The 16,810-nt window shown below is 43.1% G+C and carries 19 protein-coding genes; 13 read left to right on the top strand and 6 right to left on the bottom strand.

Annotated features, from left to right (window positions below; all coding sequences use genetic code 11):
- Positions 1-37: 37 nt before the first annotated feature.
- Together EO132_RS14170 and EO132_RS14165 are read right to left on the bottom strand one after the other, a co-directional pair.
- Positions 38-1,069 carry an RluA family pseudouridine synthase gene (locus EO132_RS14170; RefSeq protein ID WP_127138490.1) on the bottom strand — a complete coding sequence of 344 codons (1,032 nt, stop codon included), beginning with the start codon at positions 1,067-1,069 and terminating at the stop codon, positions 38-40.
- 2 nt (positions 1,070-1,071) lie between these two features.
- Positions 1,072-1,659: a PASTA domain-containing protein gene (locus EO132_RS14165; RefSeq protein ID WP_127138489.1), complete on the bottom strand. Its 588-nt coding sequence runs from the start codon at positions 1,657-1,659 to the stop codon at positions 1,072-1,074.
- Between the two features lie 79 nt (positions 1,660-1,738).
- Here EO132_RS14165 and EO132_RS14160 point away from each other — a divergent pair, with 79 nt between their 5' ends.
- The 5 genes from EO132_RS14160 (at position 1,739) to EO132_RS14140 (ending at position 7,460) form a co-directional block, all read left to right on the top strand.
- Positions 1,739-2,713 (top strand): D-alanine--D-alanine ligase, encoded by a 975-nt coding sequence (locus tag EO132_RS14160; protein WP_127138488.1) that lies wholly within the window; start codon positions 1,739-1,741, stop codon positions 2,711-2,713.
- 33 nt (positions 2,714-2,746) lie between these two features.
- The gene (gene coaD, locus EO132_RS14155; RefSeq protein WP_127138487.1) at positions 2,747-3,202 is read left to right on the top strand and encodes a pantetheine-phosphate adenylyltransferase; all 456 of its coding nucleotides are present in this window, start codon (positions 2,747-2,749) and stop codon (positions 3,200-3,202) included.
- 189 nt (positions 3,203-3,391) lie between these two features.
- Positions 3,392-5,218: a PAS domain-containing sensor histidine kinase gene (locus tag EO132_RS14150; protein WP_127138486.1), complete on the top strand. Its 1,827-nt coding sequence runs from the start codon at positions 3,392-3,394 to the stop codon at positions 5,216-5,218.
- Positions 5,205-5,618 (top strand): response regulator, encoded by a 414-nt coding sequence (locus tag EO132_RS14145; RefSeq protein WP_235856468.1) that lies wholly within the window; start codon positions 5,205-5,207, stop codon positions 5,616-5,618. Before EO132_RS14150 ends, EO132_RS14145 begins: the two co-directional genes overlap by 14 nt.
- Positions 5,619-5,687: 69 nt before the next feature.
- Entirely contained in the window at positions 5,688-7,460 is a 1,773-nt protein-coding gene (locus tag EO132_RS14140; RefSeq protein WP_127138614.1) for a M14 family metallopeptidase, read from the top strand.
- Here the strand turns inward: EO132_RS14140 and EO132_RS14135 are convergent.
- Positions 7,457-8,053 carry an NUDIX hydrolase gene (locus EO132_RS14135; protein WP_127138485.1) on the bottom strand — a complete coding sequence of 199 codons (597 nt, stop codon included), beginning with the start codon at positions 8,051-8,053 and terminating at the stop codon, positions 7,457-7,459. The two genes, EO132_RS14140 and EO132_RS14135, sit on opposite strands and share 4 nt — an antisense overlap.
- Before the next feature lie 7 nt (positions 8,054-8,060).
- Between EO132_RS14135 and pyrE the strand changes: the two genes are divergently transcribed.
- Both pyrE and EO132_RS14125 read left to right on the top strand, forming a co-directional pair.
- Positions 8,061-8,702 (top strand): orotate phosphoribosyltransferase, encoded by a 642-nt coding sequence (pyrE, locus tag EO132_RS14130; RefSeq protein ID WP_127138484.1) that lies wholly within the window; start codon positions 8,061-8,063, stop codon positions 8,700-8,702.
- Positions 8,703-8,711: 9 nt separating this feature from the next.
- A complete protein-coding gene (locus EO132_RS14125) occupies positions 8,712-9,110 on the top strand; it encodes an SRPBCC family protein (RefSeq protein WP_127138483.1) in 399 nt (132 codons plus the stop codon).
- Here EO132_RS14125 and EO132_RS14120 read toward each other — a convergent pair.
- The gene (locus EO132_RS14120; RefSeq protein WP_127138482.1) at positions 9,104-9,847 is read right to left on the bottom strand and encodes a biotin--[acetyl-CoA-carboxylase] ligase; all 744 of its coding nucleotides are present in this window, start codon (positions 9,845-9,847) and stop codon (positions 9,104-9,106) included. The two genes, EO132_RS14125 and EO132_RS14120, sit on opposite strands and share 7 nt — an antisense overlap.
- A gap of 83 nt (positions 9,848-9,930) precedes the next feature.
- Here EO132_RS14120 and rsfS point away from each other — a divergent pair, with 83 nt between their 5' ends.
- The 6 genes from rsfS (at position 9,931) to EO132_RS14090 (ending at position 14,658) form a co-directional block, all read left to right on the top strand.
- Positions 9,931-10,308, top strand: coding sequence for a ribosome silencing factor (gene rsfS, locus EO132_RS14115; RefSeq protein WP_100817468.1), 378 nt, complete (start codon positions 9,931-9,933; stop codon positions 10,306-10,308).
- Between the two features lie 6 nt (positions 10,309-10,314).
- Positions 10,315-12,264 (top strand): ATP-dependent zinc metalloprotease FtsH, encoded by a 1,950-nt coding sequence (gene ftsH / locus EO132_RS14110; RefSeq protein ID WP_127138481.1) that lies wholly within the window; start codon positions 10,315-10,317, stop codon positions 12,262-12,264.
- 66 nt (positions 12,265-12,330) lie between these two features.
- The gene (locus tag EO132_RS14105; protein ID WP_127138480.1) at positions 12,331-12,939 is read left to right on the top strand and encodes an LUD domain-containing protein; all 609 of its coding nucleotides are present in this window, start codon (positions 12,331-12,333) and stop codon (positions 12,937-12,939) included.
- Between the two features lie 4 nt (positions 12,940-12,943).
- Positions 12,944-13,747 (top strand): phosphatidate cytidylyltransferase, encoded by an 804-nt coding sequence (locus tag EO132_RS14100; RefSeq protein ID WP_127138479.1) that lies wholly within the window; start codon positions 12,944-12,946, stop codon positions 13,745-13,747.
- Positions 13,737-14,402 (top strand): phosphatidylserine decarboxylase family protein, encoded by a 666-nt coding sequence (locus EO132_RS14095; RefSeq protein WP_127138478.1) that lies wholly within the window; start codon positions 13,737-13,739, stop codon positions 14,400-14,402. The genes EO132_RS14100 and EO132_RS14095 overlap by 11 nt, the downstream gene beginning before the upstream one ends.
- Entirely contained in the window at positions 14,395-14,658 is a 264-nt protein-coding gene (locus EO132_RS14090; protein ID WP_127138477.1) for an acyl-CoA-binding protein, read from the top strand. The genes EO132_RS14095 and EO132_RS14090 overlap by 8 nt, the downstream gene beginning before the upstream one ends.
- Here EO132_RS14090 and EO132_RS14085 read toward each other — a convergent pair.
- Together EO132_RS14085 and EO132_RS14080 are read right to left on the bottom strand one after the other, a co-directional pair.
- Positions 14,655-15,923, bottom strand: coding sequence for a sterol desaturase family protein (locus EO132_RS14085; RefSeq protein ID WP_127138476.1), 1,269 nt, complete (start codon positions 15,921-15,923; stop codon positions 14,655-14,657). The genes EO132_RS14090 and EO132_RS14085 overlap by 4 nt on opposite strands.
- 52 nt (positions 15,924-15,975) lie before the next feature.
- Complete coding sequence (locus EO132_RS14080; protein WP_235856467.1) at positions 15,976-16,809, bottom strand: sugar phosphate nucleotidyltransferase; 834 nt, start codon at positions 16,807-16,809, stop codon at positions 15,976-15,978.
- Position 16,810 lies beyond the last annotated feature (1 nt).

Below are 16,810 nucleotides of genomic sequence, written 5' to 3'. Positions count from 1 at the left end.
ATTCCAATGGTGTTTTCAATCTTAAGATTGAAGAAAACTATGATTCGTGATGCTTGGCGTATCCACGCCATTTTTCAATACCGTTTACCATATCGTCGGGCAGTTCAGAATCAAATCTCATGAACTCCCCCGTTACAGGATGTTCAAAACCAAGGGTCTTGGCATGCAGTGCCTGTCTGGGCAGCACCTTAAAGGCATTTTCCACAAATTGCTTGTACTTTGTAAAGGTGGTTCCTTTTAAGATTTTATCGCCCCCGTATCGTTCATCGTTGAACAGTGTATGCCCAATGTATTTCATGTGTACCCGAATTTGATGGGTCCTGCCTGTTTCCAGCTTGCAGGAAATCAGGGTAACATACCCAAAACGTTCCAACACCTTGTAATGGGTAACGGCCTCCTTTCCCTCACTGCCATCGGGAAACACCATCATCTGTAAACGGTTTTTGGGATTACGGGCAATATGCCCTTCAATGGTCCCCTCATCATCTTCCACATTGCCCCAAACCAAGGCCACATATTCCCGCTCACTGGTCTTATCAAAAAATTGCTGGGCCAAGTGCGTCATAGCGGTTTCCGTTTTGGCAACCACCAACAGACCCGAAGTATCCTTATCGATGCGGTGCACCAACCCCGGTCTGTCCGAACTATTGTTGGGCAAGTTTTCAAAATGATAGACCAAGGCATTGATCAATGTTCCCGAGTAATTACCATGCCCCGGATGCACCACCATGCCGGCAGGCTTGTTCACCACCAAGAGTACATCATCCTCATAAACAATATCCAACGGAATGTCCTCAGGGGTCAGTAAAAACTCGTAGGGTGGATGCTCGAACATTACCTTTACCTCATCGCCCGCCTTTACCTTATAATTTTGTTTCACAATGGAGCCATTGACCCAGATATGTCCTTTTTTGGCTGCCTGTTGGATTTTGTTCCGTGTGGCGTTCTCGATAAAGTTCATCAAGAATTTATCCACCCGCAAGGGCTCTTGGCCTTTAGAAGCCACAAAGCCATGATGCTCATAGAGATCATCTTGGGAAAGCTCGTCCTGATTGTCCGAAGTATCCATGCTTAGTTGGAATCTGCCTGTACCCGAGCACTTCCGGGGATGTTACCGTTACCACATATAAGCTCTATCTTCGAGGTCTTTGGCAATCGGTCTCCAGGTTTTATATATTTCCCTTTGTGCTTCATATTGTAGACCATGTCCTTGCCCAGCTCATCCTTGTAAGTCACACGTTCGACATCCAATCCCACGGCCCTGAGCATGGATTCCGCATTTCGGCGAGTAACCTGAATGATATCCGGCACACTTACTTTTTTGTATCCTGATGGATTGACCGTAAAATAAATTTTACGATTGGACTTGACCTTATTGCCTGCTGGGGGATTTTGCTCCAAAATGGAAAATCGGGGATATTCCGGATTATATTCTGATGAATCCAGCACCTGATACCTCAACCCTGCTTCCTCAACTGCCGACCGCATCTCCGAAACCGACATTTTGGAAAAATCGGGCACCTCAACAAACTCCCCGTGGTTGGTGGTGCTCTTGAGCCATTGTAGCGTCACGAAAACCAAAACCACAACGGCCACCGCCGCCAATCCTAGCTGGATTAAAAATGTCTTACTTTTTAAAAAATTGAAAAATTTTTTCATGCAGTTCACCTTATCGGAACAAATATAGGAAAGCCAACCCTTTTTTCTTTACTTTGGCTTTGCGATATTTTACAAGTCAATGAAAAAGAACATTGCCATCATCATGGGCGGCTATTCCAGTGAACATCATATTTCCATAAAAAGCGGAAACGTGGTGCACAAGTATTTAGATAGAAACAAGTACAATGCCTATCGCATTGTCATCACAAAGGACAGATGGTTTTATTTGGATGACAACGACCAGGAACATCCCATGGACAAATCCGATTTCAGCATAACCACCGATACTGAAAAAATTCATTTTGACTGTGTCTTCAATGCCATACACGGCACTCCCGGAGAAGATGGTTTGATGCAGGCCTACTTTGAACTTTTGGATATTCCACAAACCTCCTGTAACCATTACGAAGCAGCATTGACCTTCAACAAACGGGACTTGCTGAGCACCTTGAAACCTTACGGGGTGCCCTGCGCCACGTCTTATTATTTGAACAAAGGTCAATCCGTGGACGAGGATGCCATAGTGGACAAAGTGGGACTTCCCTGTTTTGTGAAAGCCAATAGGGCCGGCAGTAGCTACGGGGTTTCCAAGGTCCACAAAAAAGAGGATTTGGGCGATGCCATTGAAAATGCATTTTCCGAAGACAATCAAATCATCATAGAGTCCTTTTTGGATGGAACGGAAGTTTCCGTTGGCGTGATTACTTTCAACAATGAAGTGACGGTACTGCCTTCCACTGAAATTATTTCAGAAAACGATTTTTTTGATTTTGAGGCAAAATACCTGGGCAAATCACAGGAGATAACCCCAGCCAGGATATCCGAAGAGCAGGAATCCAATGTGAGGCAATCGGCCGAATTTATATATAGGACTCTTGGATTGAAGGGATATACCCGCAGTGAATTTATTTTTATCGGCGATGTTCCCCATCTCCTCGAAATCAATACGACCCCGGGACTCACTGAAGAAAGTCTTTTGCCACAACAGGCCAAAATCGCGGGAATTTCCCTCGAAGCACTTTTTGATAGTGCCATTGTTGAAGCTTTGCGATAGAAACCGTATTTTTAAGAAACTTTATTCCACAGCATGAGACGCGCATTGTTCCCCGGTTCTTTTGACCCACTCACTTTAGGACACTACGATATTATAAAAAGAGGGGTTACCCTTTTTGATGAATTGGTCATCGCCATAGGCATCAATGCTGACAAATCATATATGTTCTCTTTGGAAGACCGGGTCAAGTTCATCGAAGAAGCCTTTAAGGACGAGCCCAAAATCAAAGTGACCACTTATAAAGGTATGACTGTCGACTTTTGCAAAAAGATAGATGCCAATTTTATTTTGAGAGGATTGCGCAATCCTGCGGATTTTGAGTTTGAAAAAGCCATTGCCCACACCAATAGAAAACTATCCGAAATAGAAACGGTATTTCTGTTGACATCCTCTGGCAAGTCATACATCAGCTCATCCATTGTTCGGGATGTTATCAGAAATGGTGGTGACTATACAGGTTTGGTGCCAGAAACCGTTGTGGTCAAATAAAATACATGCGGTCAAAAACACAGTGTAGGTAATTTCTCTGAAATTGATATTTGTCAAACATAGGGTAAACTGTTAGATACAACACGAATAAGTGCTTTCACAACATAAAATCCGACAAATTGCCCAATAATTATACCTTGGTCAGAAATTTCCTAGAAGTAGAACGTTTTTAAATATTCCCCCCGAGGTTTGAAAGCAGTTGAGAGAGTTGACCAATTTTATTTACTGAAGCAGTTGCCCAAGGCAACGGCTCTTCTTTGCAAGGAAGGCGTCTTATTGGATGCCTCTTGTTCTTGGTTGGAAATCTTTGGACTGCCACCGATCAACAAGAAACAAAAGACCCAGATCTTCAGTTTGCTAACAGAGGTGGAAAACCTTTCGGAAAAACTACAGGAGGGCAAATCGTTCAACCTACAGCATAAGCTTACCCGCAACAACGAGACCCGTCATTTAAAAAGTTATTTCGCTCCTTGGTTCGATGAAAAAGAGAATGTGATTGGAACGATTGTACAGACCGATGACATTACTTCCGAGATTGAAAAAGAAGAAGAACTCAACTGGTTGAAAAATATCTTGGAAACCAAAGTAGCGGTCTCCAAAACAGGCTGGTGGGAATATGAAATCGATACCGAAAAACTCACATGGTGCAAGGAAACCAAAAGAATTCATCAAGTTCCGGATTGTTACGAACCCACAGCAATCGAGGCCATAGAATTCTTTAAGCCCGGATATAGCCAGAACAAGGTCTCCATGCTTTTCCATAAGGCCATGGCAAACCATCAATCTTACGATATCAAGTTAACCATTGTCACCCTCAATGGAGAGGAAAGATGGGTGCGCATAACCGGCAAACCTTTCATTAAGGACGGTAGGGTGGTCAAAATTTTTGGAACCATTAAGGATATCCACAATCAAGAACTTGCCGAACAAAGGGTAAAAGAGCACCAACAGCTGCTTACCACCTTGGTGGACAGTCTCCCTTTAAATGTTTACGTCAAGGATTTGGAGTCACGAAAGATATTGGTCAATAAAGGGGAGTGCACTTATCTACGTAAGAGACCCGAAGAGCTCATCGGCAAAACGGACTTTGACCTTTACGACCGAGAGGTTGCTCAAATTTCACGGGAAGAAGACATTCAGGTAATGAAACACCTGACCCCTATAATAGGAAAAGAGGCAGTAAGCAACCTAAATGGCAAAACAACCCATTTCCTAACATCAAAAATCCCATATTTTGATTTGCAAGGGAAAGTATGTGGTCTCATCGGTATGAGCTTGGACATAAGCTCGATGAAAAAAAAGCAAGAGGAGCTGTGCGGGCTGATTAAAATAACCTCCATGCAAAACCAAAAGCTCATCAGTTTTGCACATATCGTATCACATAACCTGAGATCGCATTCCGCCAATTTCTCAATGCTATTAGGGTTTTTAAATTCCGAAAAAGACCCCCAAGAAAGAAAGCGTATAATTGATATGCTCACCCAAGCTTCCGATAATTTGTTGGAAACCTTGGGGAACCTTAATCAGGTTGTTGATGTTAACACCAAAACATCAGAAACCAAAAAATCGCTTAACCTCAGAAAAAATATTACAGGCGTATTGCACAACCTTTCTGCATTTTTGGAAAACAACCATACCCAGATCATAAACAATGTGGGAGAAAATATGGAAGTGAAATGCGTCCCCGCTTACTTGGACAGTATTATTTTAAACCTTGTTTCCAATGCGGTCAAATATAAAAGTCCGGACAGACCTCCTCTAATTACCATAAATGCCATGAAATCCAAAAAAGGTATTTTGCTGAGCATTTCCGATAACGGATTGGGAATAGATTTGGACAAGTACGGCGACAAAATTTTTGGGATGTACAAGACATTCCACAACAGAGAAGATGCCAAGGGCTTTGGTCTTTACTTGATAAAAAACCAAATCGAGGCCATGGGCGGGAGTATAACAGTGCAGAGTGAAGTTGACAAAGGCACTACATTCAATGTGTATTTTAATGAAGAAAGTTAGTTGTATTTTTATTGTGGACGATGATCCCATTACAGTATTTGGTATCAAAAAAATGTTGAAATCCGTAGCAGATTGCGAGGACATACAAATTTTTCAGAATGGCAAAGAGGCTTATGACGCCCTTGCTGAAAGACAAAACTTGGGAAAACCCATTCCTGAGGTTATTTTTCTGGACATCAATATGCCCATCATGGATGGATGGGACTTTTTGGACGAAATGATCAACCTGAACATCAACGAACATGTTGTAATCAACATGATCACGTCATCCATAGATCCATTGGACTACAAAAAGTGGAGCGGGTTCAAAGACAGATGCCCATATGTCCTGAATTTTAAGAACAAACCCATTTTTAAAATCGAGCCGAACGACCTTGGCTGTATTACCGCTGCTTCATAAATTAGAATAATCCGTATTTTTGGTACTGCCAAACAAGTGTTTTGTGAACCAAAATCCCCGATTATCGTGTTGAAGTACATATCTTTTTTCGCCATCCTTTTTCTTTTTGTGTCCTGTGAATCCGAAACACAGGATGAGAAATCCTCGTACCCTACCCATTACGAATCATCCGAAGGAATGGAAACGGCAACCTATCAGCAAACCATCGATTACTATATTACCCTTGCCCGTGAATTTCCAGAGATAAACATTCACACCATAGGCAAAACGGATAGCGGCTTGCCATTGCACACCGTTACCTTTAATCCAGATGGGGACTTTAACTATGAAAATATCCGCAAGGAAAAATCGATTATCCTTATAAACAATGGCATCCATCCAGGCGAGAGCGATGGTATCGATGCCACCATGATGCTTTACAGGGATTTGGCCACCGGCAAACTGGAAATGCCCAAAAACACAGTTTTGGTTACCATTCCCATTTACAATGTAGGAGGCTCTTTGAACAGGAATTCAACAACACGGGCCAATCAAAATGGCCCGGCTGCATATGGGTTCAGGGGAAATGCGCGTAATTACGACCTGAATCGGGATTTCATCAAAATGGACACTCAAAATGCCAAGACGTTTGCACAGATATTCCATATGGTAAAACCCGACGTGTTCATGGACAACCATGTGAGCAACGGGGCGGATTACCAATACGTACTGACCCATCTTTTTACCCAACACAATAAATTGGGGGGGGAAATGGGCGAATACCTGCACGATACCTTAATGCCAAGCCTTGAGAATTCATTGGCTGAAAAAGAATGGGACATTACCCCATACGTCAATGTGTTCAATAGACCACCTGAACAGGGCTTCAGCCAGTTCATGGATTATCCCCGATACTCCACAGGATACACTACTCTTTGGAGCACCTTGGGCCTAATGGTGGAAACGCACATGCTAAAACCTTACAAACAACGGGTTGAAGGCACGTACGACCTTATGCAAAGCCTTATCAAGGTAGTGGAAACGGAACACGACAATATAAAATCCCTTCGCAAGAGAACCTTGGAAAGCAACTTGGACCTTAACGAATATTACTTCAACTGGCAGGTGGACACCACTCAAAGCTCCACCCTGAACTTCAAAGGTTTTGAAGCAGAACGCCCAGTAAGTGAGGTTACCGGTCTTCCCAGATTAAAGTACAATAGGGACAAGCCCTTCACGAAAGAAACCGTTTACAACGATTATTTTTATCCTGCTGATACTGTCGAGGTGCCCGATGCCTATATCGTAAAGAAAAGCTGGAGAGGGGTCATAGAACGTCTGGATGTCAATAAAATTCAATATTTCCCCATCGAGAAGGATACCACACTCTCCGTGGAAGCCTACAAAATAGCAAATTACGATACACGGAATTCTCCCTACGAAGGTCATTACCTCCACTCCAACACCCAAGTGGAGAAAAGCATCAAGAAAGTTCATTTTAGGGAAGGTGACCTTTTGGTTCCAACGCACCAACCAGGTATTCGATACCTTTTGGAGACACTGGAACCCCAAGGGGCCGATTCCTTTTTCAATTGGAACTTTTTTGATACCGTTCTGCAACGCAAAGAAGGGTTCTCCCCATATGTTTTTGAAGATGTGGCCTTGGAAATGCTGGAAAAAGATTCCTTATTATTACAGGAATTCGAAGCGAAGAAAGAAGCCGAGCTCAATTTTGCCAATAACTGGTACGCCCAGTTGAATTGGATTTTTGAGCGTTCCGTACATTTTGAAGAGGCCTACCTGACCTACCCTATTTATCGTGTAGCGAAAGGCAGTGATGCTTCTGGGTTGTTACCTGATTAAAATGGCCAATCCTCGAACAGAACCTTAATGTTGTGGTAAGAATTTTTTAATGCCTTCTTGGTCTTGCGGGCACCTTTCCACTTCACTTTTTTGATGCCCTCGGATTTTTCGGGGACCAATTTCCCCTTGTAATCGGTGGACATAATGAACCAGTGGGTCTGTTTCAACCGGTATTCCCCGTTCCTTTTGAAGATATGGAACGTAGTATGGAGAAATCGTTCTATTTTAAGGTTCTTTACACCTGTTTCTTCCTCTACTTCACGAATTGCTGCATTTTCTATGGATTCACCTTTATCCACCTTTCCTTTGGGCAAGTCCCATTTTCCATTTCTGTGGATAAACAGGATTTTCCCCTTCTTATTGACCACAAAACCTCCACCAGCAACCACTACGGGAATCTTGTGCATAAAAAGTTTCAGGATTTTCTTGTCATCAGGATGGTAGAGATAGGCTTTCTTCAACTTCTTTTTGGACAAAAGCTTGATAGCCTCAACAATGGAATCACCATCCAAAGAAAACAAATTACCATTGGAATCCTGGGGGCGCTCGTTTGTTAAAATCAGTGGAGCCTCATTAACAAAAACTTCATACATTTGCGCAATGGTTTTAGATAAGCAAATCGCAAAAAAAACAGCTGAGCTGTTATTACAAATTAATGCAATTAAGTTGGAACCTGAAAATCCTTTTACTTGGGCTTCGGGTTGGAAATCGCCTATTTATTGCGATAATAGGATCATGCTCTCCTATCCCCAAGTTCGGAATTTTGTCAGGGAAGAAATTGCCAAGCAGGTCGAGAACCTTTATGGCAAGCCCGATGTGATCGCCGGGGTGGCCACTGGCGCCATCGGAATCGGCATCCTTGTTGCCGAAGCATTGGGGCTTCCTTTTGTCTATGTAAGACCAAAACCTAAAGAACACGGAAGGCAAAACCAGATTGAAGGTTATTTTGAAGCTGGGCAGAGCGTAGTGGTCATCGAAGACCTGATCAGCACGGGCAACAGCAGCTTGAATGCCGTACAGGCCTTGAAAGCACAAAATGCCGACATTAAAGGCATGATTGCCATTTTCACCTACGGTTTTCCGGTATCCACGGATAATTTCGAAAAAGAAGGTGTGGAACTCCATACCCTGTCCGATTATGAAAACTTGATCGAACAAGCCTCGGAGACCAACTACATCCAACAAAATCAATTACAGACCCTATTGGAGTGGAGATCCAATCCACAAGAATGGAAGAAATAAAAGTTTACCATGCACATTGAGACCCCAAAGAAGCAAGTTGCCAAAAGTGACAAAGAAGTATTTGAATTCTTGACGGATATCAAAAACTTCGAAACCTTAATGCCGGACAACATCGACAAATTTGAAGTGTTGGATGAAAACACTTTTAAATTCGCATTGAAAGGTATGCCGGAGATCATCCTCCGATTAAAAGAACAAAACCCACATGACAAAGTGGTTTTGGGCGCTGCAAGTGACAAACTCCCCTTTACATTGACCGCTGACATAAATGCATTGGGAGAAAACGAGAGCGAAGTCGCATTGAGTTTCGAGGGAGAGTTCAATGCCATGATGGCCATGATGATAAAAGCCCCCATCACCAACTTTATGGGAACACTGTCCAACAACATGGACAAAATAGGTCAGTAAAGCAAGTTTACCTCTTTCAGGTCAAATTCCTTAAACACCCTATCCTCTAGTTCGAGCACCAATTTGCCCGACGGCGATACTTTGCGGATAAACCCCATGAACATTTTACCGTGGGCATTGGTAAAGGTGGAAGGTTTGTCCTTTCTAAAAAGTAGTTTCTCGTAAGTAGGCAACAATTGTGTGACAGTCTTCGCCTCGATGGATTCCAACTGCAACCACAAATGCCCCAATAAACTATGGAGCAGTTCTTCCAAATCAAAATTGCGGCCTGTAATTCGCTGCAGGGAGGAAGCTTTGTCCAAATTCATAAAATCGGTTTGGTTGACATTGAGGCCAATTCCGATAATGGACTGCCCTACCCTTTCGCCTTTGAGTACATTTTCGATCAGAATGCCACAAATTTTCTTGGAACCTGACATAATGTCGTTGGGCCATTTTATGGTCACATCCGGCACCAGAAGTTCTTTCAATACATCATGCACAGCTAAGGAAACGGCGATGTTCAGCACAAATTGATGCTTGACATTCAAGGCATCAAACCTTCGCAACACACTAAACGTAAGGTTTTTGCGACCTTCCGACTCCCACACAGTTCCCATTTGCCCCCTGCCCTTCAATTGTCTTTCAGCAATAACAACGGTATAATCAGATGGTTTTTCGGAACGCAACAAATCCTTCAAATATTGATTTGTGGAGTCCGTGGCATCAAGTTTGAGTAATTGAAAATGTTTTCCCAATGTGACAAGCCTTTACGATTTGTTAAAAACTAGGGCTAAGAAAACAAAAAAAACATAACTTTGTAAAAAACTAAACTTTTTGAATGCAGAAAACGAAAGCTAGCGCAGATGAATTGATTGCCTTGATCCTGGAAGGAATAGAAGACGTAAAAGGAGTTGATATAAATCTACTGGACCTTAGGGAAATCGAAAATACAGTTTGCGACTACTTTATCATCTGCAACGGTACTTCCAATACGCATGTAAACGCAATTGTATCCTCTATCCAAAAAAAGGTAAGCAAGGCCATACACGACAAGCCATGGCATGTCGAAGGCTCGGAAAATGCCGAATGGGTACTGATGGATTATGTGAACGTTGTGGTACATGTATTTCAAAAACACATTAGGGAATTTTATGACATTGAAGGACTTTGGGGAGATGCCAAGGTCACTATGGTGGAAAGTAGTTACAATTCTTAAGAAAAAATGGCAAAAGAGAACAATCCAAATAATACTCCGAAGAAACCACGTTTTAGCTCGTGGTGGATCTATGGTGTGGTCATCGCATTGATTATTGGCTTCCAATTTTTTGGTGGAAGCAATTTTTCCAGCACCGAAAAAACCACAACCTCCGAATTACAAGAATTTTTGCGCAATGGTGACATCTCCAAGATCGTCATCATTACCAATACGCGTCAAGCCAAGGTATACCTTACCGAGGAAGCCCTGAACAAGGACGTCCACAAAGGCGTGGCCGAAAAACCGCTGTTCCCTTCCACTGGTCTGGTACCGCAATATGTACTGGACTACGGGGATTTACAGATTTTCCAGAATGAGATCACGGAAATCAAGAAAGAGAACAACCTGGACACCATTGTCGAGTTTGACACGGAATCCAACGTGCTCGGCGAAATATTCCTTACCCTGTTGCCATTTGCCCTCATTATAGGTATTTGGATCTACCTGATGCGCAGAATGTCAGGCGGTGCAGGCGGCGGTGCAGGTGGACAGATTTTCAACATTGGGAAATCCAAAGCCAAATTGTTCGACGAGAAAACCGATACCCGCACATCCTTTAAAGATGTTGCAGGTCTGGAAGGAGCCAAAGAAGAAGTTCAGGAAATCGTCGAGTTCCTGAAAAACCCTGATAAATACACCTCTCTCGGGGGAAAAATACCAAAGGGAGCCCTTTTGGTAGGCCCTCCCGGTACCGGTAAGACCCTTTTGGCGAAAGCCGTGGCAGGCGAGGCGAAAGTGCCTTTCTTCTCACTATCCGGTTCTGACTTTGTTGAGATGTTCGTAGGTGTGGGGGCATCAAGGGTACGTGATTTGTTCAAACAAGCGAAGGACAAATCCCCTGCCATCATATTTATTGATGAAATCGACGCCATTGGACGTGCAAGGGGCAAAAACAACTTCACTGGTTCCAATGACGAGCGTGAAAATACATTGAACCAGTTATTGACCGAAATGGATGGTTTCGGGACCAATACCAACGTAATTGTGTTGGCGGCCACCAACCGTGCCGATGTACTGGACAAAGCATTGATGCGTGCAGGACGTTTCGACCGTCAAATCTACGTTGACCTTCCCGACCTGAACGAAAGAAAGGAAATATTCGAAGTACACCTTCGTCCCATAAAAACCGCTGAAACCTTGGATTTGGACTTCTTGGCCAAACAAACGCCAGGTTTCTCAGGTGCAGATATTGCCAATGTTTGTAACGAAGCAGCACTCATCGCTGCCAGAAAAGAGAAAAAAGCAGTGACCAAGCAAGACTTCTTGGATGCCGTGGATAGGATTGTGGGAGGTCTGGAGAAAAAGAACAAAATCATCACACCGGATGAAAAGAAAACCATCGCCTTCCACGAAGCAGGTCATGCTACCGTGAGTTGGATGTTGGAACATGCGGCACCATTGGTAAAAGTGACCATCGTACCTCGCGGACAATCCCTTGGAGCAGCATGGTACTTGCCCGAAGAGCGCTTAATCGTTCGTCCAGAGCAAATGTTGGATGAAATGTGCGCCACCATGGGAGGTAGAGCTGCAGAAAAGGTAATGTTCGGTAAAATTTCCACTGGTGCATTGAGCGATTTGGAAAAAGTAACCAAACAGGCTCGCGCCATGGTCACCATATACGGACTCAATGATGAATTGGGCAATATTACCTACTACGATTCATCAGGACAGAACGAGTATGGTTTTACCAAGCCCTACAGTGAAGAGACAGCCCAGAAAATCGATCAGGAGATATCCAAAATGATTGAAAAGCAATACGAAAGGGCCATTAAACTTTTGGAAGAAAACAAGGACAAGCTTACCGAACTTGCCGAAAGACTTTTGGACAAAGAGGTTATATTTAAGGACGATTTGGAAAAGATCTTTGGTCAAAGACCTTTCGAAAAAGAAGAGGAAAAGCTGGAGCCAGCAGAATAAATTCATTCAATAAAGTATAATCAAAGGAATTATATTGATTCGGTAGATAAGAACGCAACACCATAAATGGGGGTTTTTAAAAAACTTTTCGGAGGAGGAAAAAAGGTTTCCAAGGAAACTGCGGAAACCCGTGGTGACCACATGCCCGATTTAAAGATTCCCGTTGATGAGAAATTTACCATCTACTTCAAAAAAAATGGTGGCAAGTTTATCTACTGTGAAGATTTCGCGGAAGTTTCCGAAGCGCTCAAAAACATCATTTCGGAAAACGATTGGCAAAACCATCTTTTCTACTCCATGGACCCAAGGTTGGAAACCCGTTTTGCCTCAGAGAAGATTGACTTTACCAACAACCGCAACGAAAGTGAAATTTTCTTTACCACATGCGAGCACCTTGTCGCCCACAATGGCTCCATCTTGGTCTGCTCCAATCAGATCAAGGAAAAGAAGCTGAACGAACTACCTTCCAACTTGGTGGTTTTTGCCACCACGAGCCAGCTAGTGGATTCCATAAGCGAAGCACTCAAAATCATTAAAGAACGCTATCAAAAAGATATTCCCAATAACATTACCACATTAAAGCACTTTCAGCAAACGGCCGAAAACAAAGATGACTTTCTTTCCTACGGAAGTGCCTCAAAAAATGTATATCTTTTACTCCTAGAAGATTTCTAAATACATGAGAGAAATTTTGAGACGCTCCATAACAGGAGTGATTTATGTATTACTACTCCTAGGCGCGGTATTTCTAAGCTCTGATGCTTTCGATTTCCTGTTCATGGCATTTGGGCTTGCCTGTCTGTACGAGTTCAAAAGAATCGTAAGGCTTAAAGGTTATTACATCTTTATGGCTTATTTAGCACTTTGGTGGATTTTTATTTATCTGACCAATGACACCATGGTGGTAAATTTACTGATGTTGTTGACCATAACGGTGGACATCGCATTACTGATGTTCCTGTTTTCCAAAAAACCTAGGAATTTTACAAGCTTTCAGAAGTTTTTCATCGGACTCTTTTACATTGGGGGCGGATGCATTTTCTTAACGATGATTCCATACAAAATCGATGAATTCGCTCAGTTTTTGATCATGGGCATCTTTATTTTGATATGGGTCAACGATACGTTTGCCTACTTGGTGGGAAGAACTTTGGGGCGTACGAAACTATTTCCTGCAGTTTCACCAAAAAAAACCATTGAAGGTTCTGTAGGAGGTCTTATTTTTGCACTGATAGCCGCCTATTTTTTATCGTGGTACGAAACAAGGCTCACTTTAATGGAATGGATGGCAATGGCCTGTTTAATAGTGGTTGCAGGGAGTTTGGGAGATTTATTGGAATCAAAGTTCAAACGTATGGCCGGAGTAAAGGATAGCGGAGCTATCCTGCCCGGGCATGGTGGAATTTGGGACCGATTGGATAGCTTGGTCTTCGCTGCACCTTTTGCTTATTTGATTTTAACTATATTCTCCTATGTTTCATAAAGAGGGGCAAAAAATTATCATTACCACTTTTTTCATGGTGGTAGCCGCCGTTTTGGCCGCACAATACTTGATTGATGTGGAATGGGTTCGGCTTGTGGTTCAGATCGCTGCTTTAGTGCTCTTGATAGCCATTCTGCAGTTTTTCAGAAATCCCAAGCGATTGGTCACGCCCAATTTTGATGAAATATTGGCTCCCGTTGATGGCAAGGTTGTGGTCATCGAGGAAGTTGACGAACCCGAATACTTCAAGGAAAAAAGAAAGCAGGTATCCATATTCATGTCACCCACCAATGTACATGTGACCCGATACCCTGCAAGCGGAACGGTAACCTATTCCAAATACCATCCAGGGAAATACCTGGTGGCCTGGCACCCAAAATCCAGCACCGAGAATGAACGCACCACGATAATCCTGCATACCCCGAAATTCGGGGAAATCGGTTACAGGCAAATAGCGGGGGCCATGGCACGTAGGATCGTAAACTATGCCGAAGAAGGCGAACAAGTGACCCAAGGGGAGGATGCCGGTTTTATAAAATTTGGGTCGCGCGTGGATCTATTGTTGCCGCTTGACTGTGACATCACTGTAAAACTCAATCAAAAAGTAGTTGGGGCACGCACATGCATTGCTTCCGTAAGACCGTTGGATGATTAACGAAGAATTACATAAAAGGTTCAACGATGCCGTTAACTTTGTTAACGATTACACAGACCCCCTACCCGCAGATCTTCTGTTAAAGTTGTATGCCTATTTTAAGATTGCCAACAAAAACTTTGACAATCCCGGCAGTAGAACACCACTCATCAATGCTTTCAAGGCAAATGCCCTTTTCCAAGCCAAAAGAATCAGTGTGGAGGAAGCCATGGAAAAATATGTGGAATTGGTGGACAAAGAGCTTAAATCGCTCTAGGAAACCAAATCAGGGGTCGCGAACGACTTCTCAAAATACGTAAAGTAGATAGCCCCGAAAATCGTTACCAAAAAATATAGGGCCACCAGATAGCTTCCTATCGAAAAGTATGTATTGATTCCAAACCAATCATTGGTAAAATAAATCAATGCCAATCCTCCCACCCCTCGAATCACTTCAATCCAAACTGCATAGCTCTTGCGGTCCATAAGGGTTGTATAGCCATAAATACCGACAAATATAAAAGCACCGAAGAGCAAAAGCCCATCAAATCCAATGTCAGTATAGTTGTAGAACATAAAGAGCATCAAAACCATGGTGATAATCAATTGGAACAGTGCATAGCCCTTTAACGAATTGGAGGCTTCGGGCTGATACTTTCTGAAATTGTATACATTCTTGATGATGGCAATAGGGTATTTTTCCTTCACATCCTCGGGACGCCAACCGGTGGGCATAACCCAAATCCGCAATTTGTCCCAATAACTTTTGGTACGCCATGCATCTTGAATCAATCGCCATAAGTGCTGAAAATTAATGATGATGGGATTCCACGTATTGGCAGGTTTCAAAACACCGTATTGCGGGGGCACCTCATCCAACTCTTCCTGAAAAGTTCCGAACATCCTGTCCCAAACACAAAATATCTGTCCCAGGTTCTTATCGATGTACTCGGGATTAATGGCATGGTGCACCCGATGCTGTGACGGGGTCACGATCACGTACTCCAAAAAGCCCATTTTCCCAATATGCTGAGTGTGATACCAAAATTGAGCGAACAAATGAATAGGCGCCAATATCGCTATGACCTGGTTGGGCACTCCCAATAAGGCAGCGGGAATCAGCAACAGTGCGTAATACCCCAATAAGTTCGAAACGGGCTGACGAAGCGCACAGGCCAAATTAAACTCTTCACTGCTATGATGGATCACGTGCTGGTTCCAAAAAAAGTTGATGTGATGGCTCAACCTGTGGTTCCAATAACCCGCAAAATCCAATGCAATAAAGGCCACTACCCAAACCAGCCAAGTTGCTTTGATCTCCACCAAGGCCAAATGCTCCAATAAAAAAGGGTAGCTTACCAAAATGAGCACCAATCCCAACGAATCCTTGACCACATTGGTCAAACCAGAGCTAAGGCTGCTCACGGTGTCCATAAGGTTGTGTTTCTGATCTTTTACAAATCGGCCGTAAAGAATCTCGATCAATACCAAGCCGATAAAAAACGGTGTTGCATATAATAATGCCGTTGCATACGATTCCATTTCAAAAATTTAAAGTTTGCTCGATGCAAGTATGGGATTACATGCCTTTAAGTTACTCTAAATTTTTAAATAACTGAATATCATTTGCATCCGTTAAATCGGGAATATGCTCTGAGCGGGGTATACAAAAAACGCTTTGCGATTCTTCGGTAACCAAAACAGCAACAGCTTTGGGCAATTCCTTTTCGTCTCGAACAGGGTCAATGGGACAGTTTTTTAAATAGGGATGGATTTCTTTGCCCGAAAAACTAAAAATGTTCATGCTTACCCTTAGCTCCCCTGACTCATCCCTATACTTTGGAACATCCTCCACATTGGGTTTTTCAATAATTTGCTGTAGAAAACCATCCGAGGAAATGTCCATCACAGCAAACTTGGCTATGCGCTCCTCGGTGTAATCAAAACCTGAACTGCCGTAACTGATCAAAGCATGGGGGGCTTTTCTAGCTGACCTTAAATCTTTTAAAGCGCCAACGGAGTAAAGGTTGTCCCCATTGCAAACCGTGAAGGTGGTCTGTTTTAATTCAGGGTATTGATCCAAACATTGCTGAAGGGCATCGGCAGTGCCCAATGGTTTTGTCCTTCCCTCTGGCACGGATTGTACGGCCAATAAAACCTCCAGTCCACTTGGAAGATTGCCCTGCTCTTTCAAGTTTTGAAAGGCTTCATTTTCCGGGCTTGTGATCAAATACAGTTTTGTGTATCCCGCCTCCACCGCATTCTGAACCAAATAGTACAGGAAAGGCCTACCGTTTTTCCCTACGGGAATCAAACTTTTATGGGGAATGTTGTCCATGATCCCCTTTTGGTCCTCCCTGGTTTTTAAACTTCGCTTCATGCGTGAGGATGCACCACCTACCATAATAATCAAACTCGTATTTTCCATT

This window comes from Flagellimonas oceanensis (assembly GCF_003992595.1).
In the GTDB taxonomy this organism is placed as follows: domain Bacteria; phylum Bacteroidota; class Bacteroidia; order Flavobacteriales; family Flavobacteriaceae; genus Flagellimonas; species Flagellimonas oceanensis.
Note: the sequence above shows the minus strand (reverse complement) of the source record. Positions and strands in the feature narration are given on the sequence as shown.

Bases quoted from the DNA above. Each gene is read 5' to 3' on its own strand.
- EO132_RS14170 (WP_127138490.1), bottom strand. From the start codon at position 1,069: ATGGATACTTCGGACAATCAGGACGAGCTTTCCCAAGATGATCTCTAT.
- EO132_RS14165 (WP_127138489.1), bottom strand. From the start codon at position 1,659: ATGAAAAAATTTTTCAATTTTTTAAAAAGTAAGACATTTTTAATCCAG.
- EO132_RS14160 (WP_127138488.1), top strand. From the start codon at position 1,739: ATGAAAAAGAACATTGCCATCATCATGGGCGGCTATTCCAGTGAACAT.
- coaD (WP_127138487.1), top strand. From the start codon at position 2,747: ATGAGACGCGCATTGTTCCCCGGTTCTTTTGACCCACTCACTTTAGGA.
- EO132_RS14145 (WP_235856468.1), top strand. From the start codon at position 5,205: ATGAAGAAAGTTAGTTGTATTTTTATTGTGGACGATGATCCCATTACA.
- EO132_RS14135 (WP_127138485.1), bottom strand. From the start codon at position 8,053: ATGTATGAAGTTTTTGTTAATGAGGCTCCACTGATTTTAACAAACGAG.
- pyrE (WP_127138484.1), top strand. From the start codon at position 8,061: ATGGTTTTAGATAAGCAAATCGCAAAAAAAACAGCTGAGCTGTTATTA.
- EO132_RS14125 (WP_127138483.1), top strand. From the start codon at position 8,712: ATGCACATTGAGACCCCAAAGAAGCAAGTTGCCAAAAGTGACAAAGAA.
- rsfS (WP_100817468.1), top strand. From the start codon at position 9,931: ATGCAGAAAACGAAAGCTAGCGCAGATGAATTGATTGCCTTGATCCTG.
- ftsH (WP_127138481.1), top strand. From the start codon at position 10,315: ATGGCAAAAGAGAACAATCCAAATAATACTCCGAAGAAACCACGTTTT.
- EO132_RS14105 (WP_127138480.1), top strand. From the start codon at position 12,331: ATGGGGGTTTTTAAAAAACTTTTCGGAGGAGGAAAAAAGGTTTCCAAG.
- EO132_RS14100 (WP_127138479.1), top strand. From the start codon at position 12,944: ATGAGAGAAATTTTGAGACGCTCCATAACAGGAGTGATTTATGTATTA.
- EO132_RS14095 (WP_127138478.1), top strand. From the start codon at position 13,737: ATGTTTCATAAAGAGGGGCAAAAAATTATCATTACCACTTTTTTCATG.
- EO132_RS14090 (WP_127138477.1), top strand. From the start codon at position 14,395: ATGATTAACGAAGAATTACATAAAAGGTTCAACGATGCCGTTAACTTT.
- EO132_RS14085 (WP_127138476.1), bottom strand. From the start codon at position 15,923: ATGGAATCGTATGCAACGGCATTATTATATGCAACACCGTTTTTTATC.
- EO132_RS14080 (WP_235856467.1), bottom strand. From the start codon at position 16,809: ATGGAAAATACGAGTTTGATTATTATGGTAGGTGGTGCATCCTCACGC.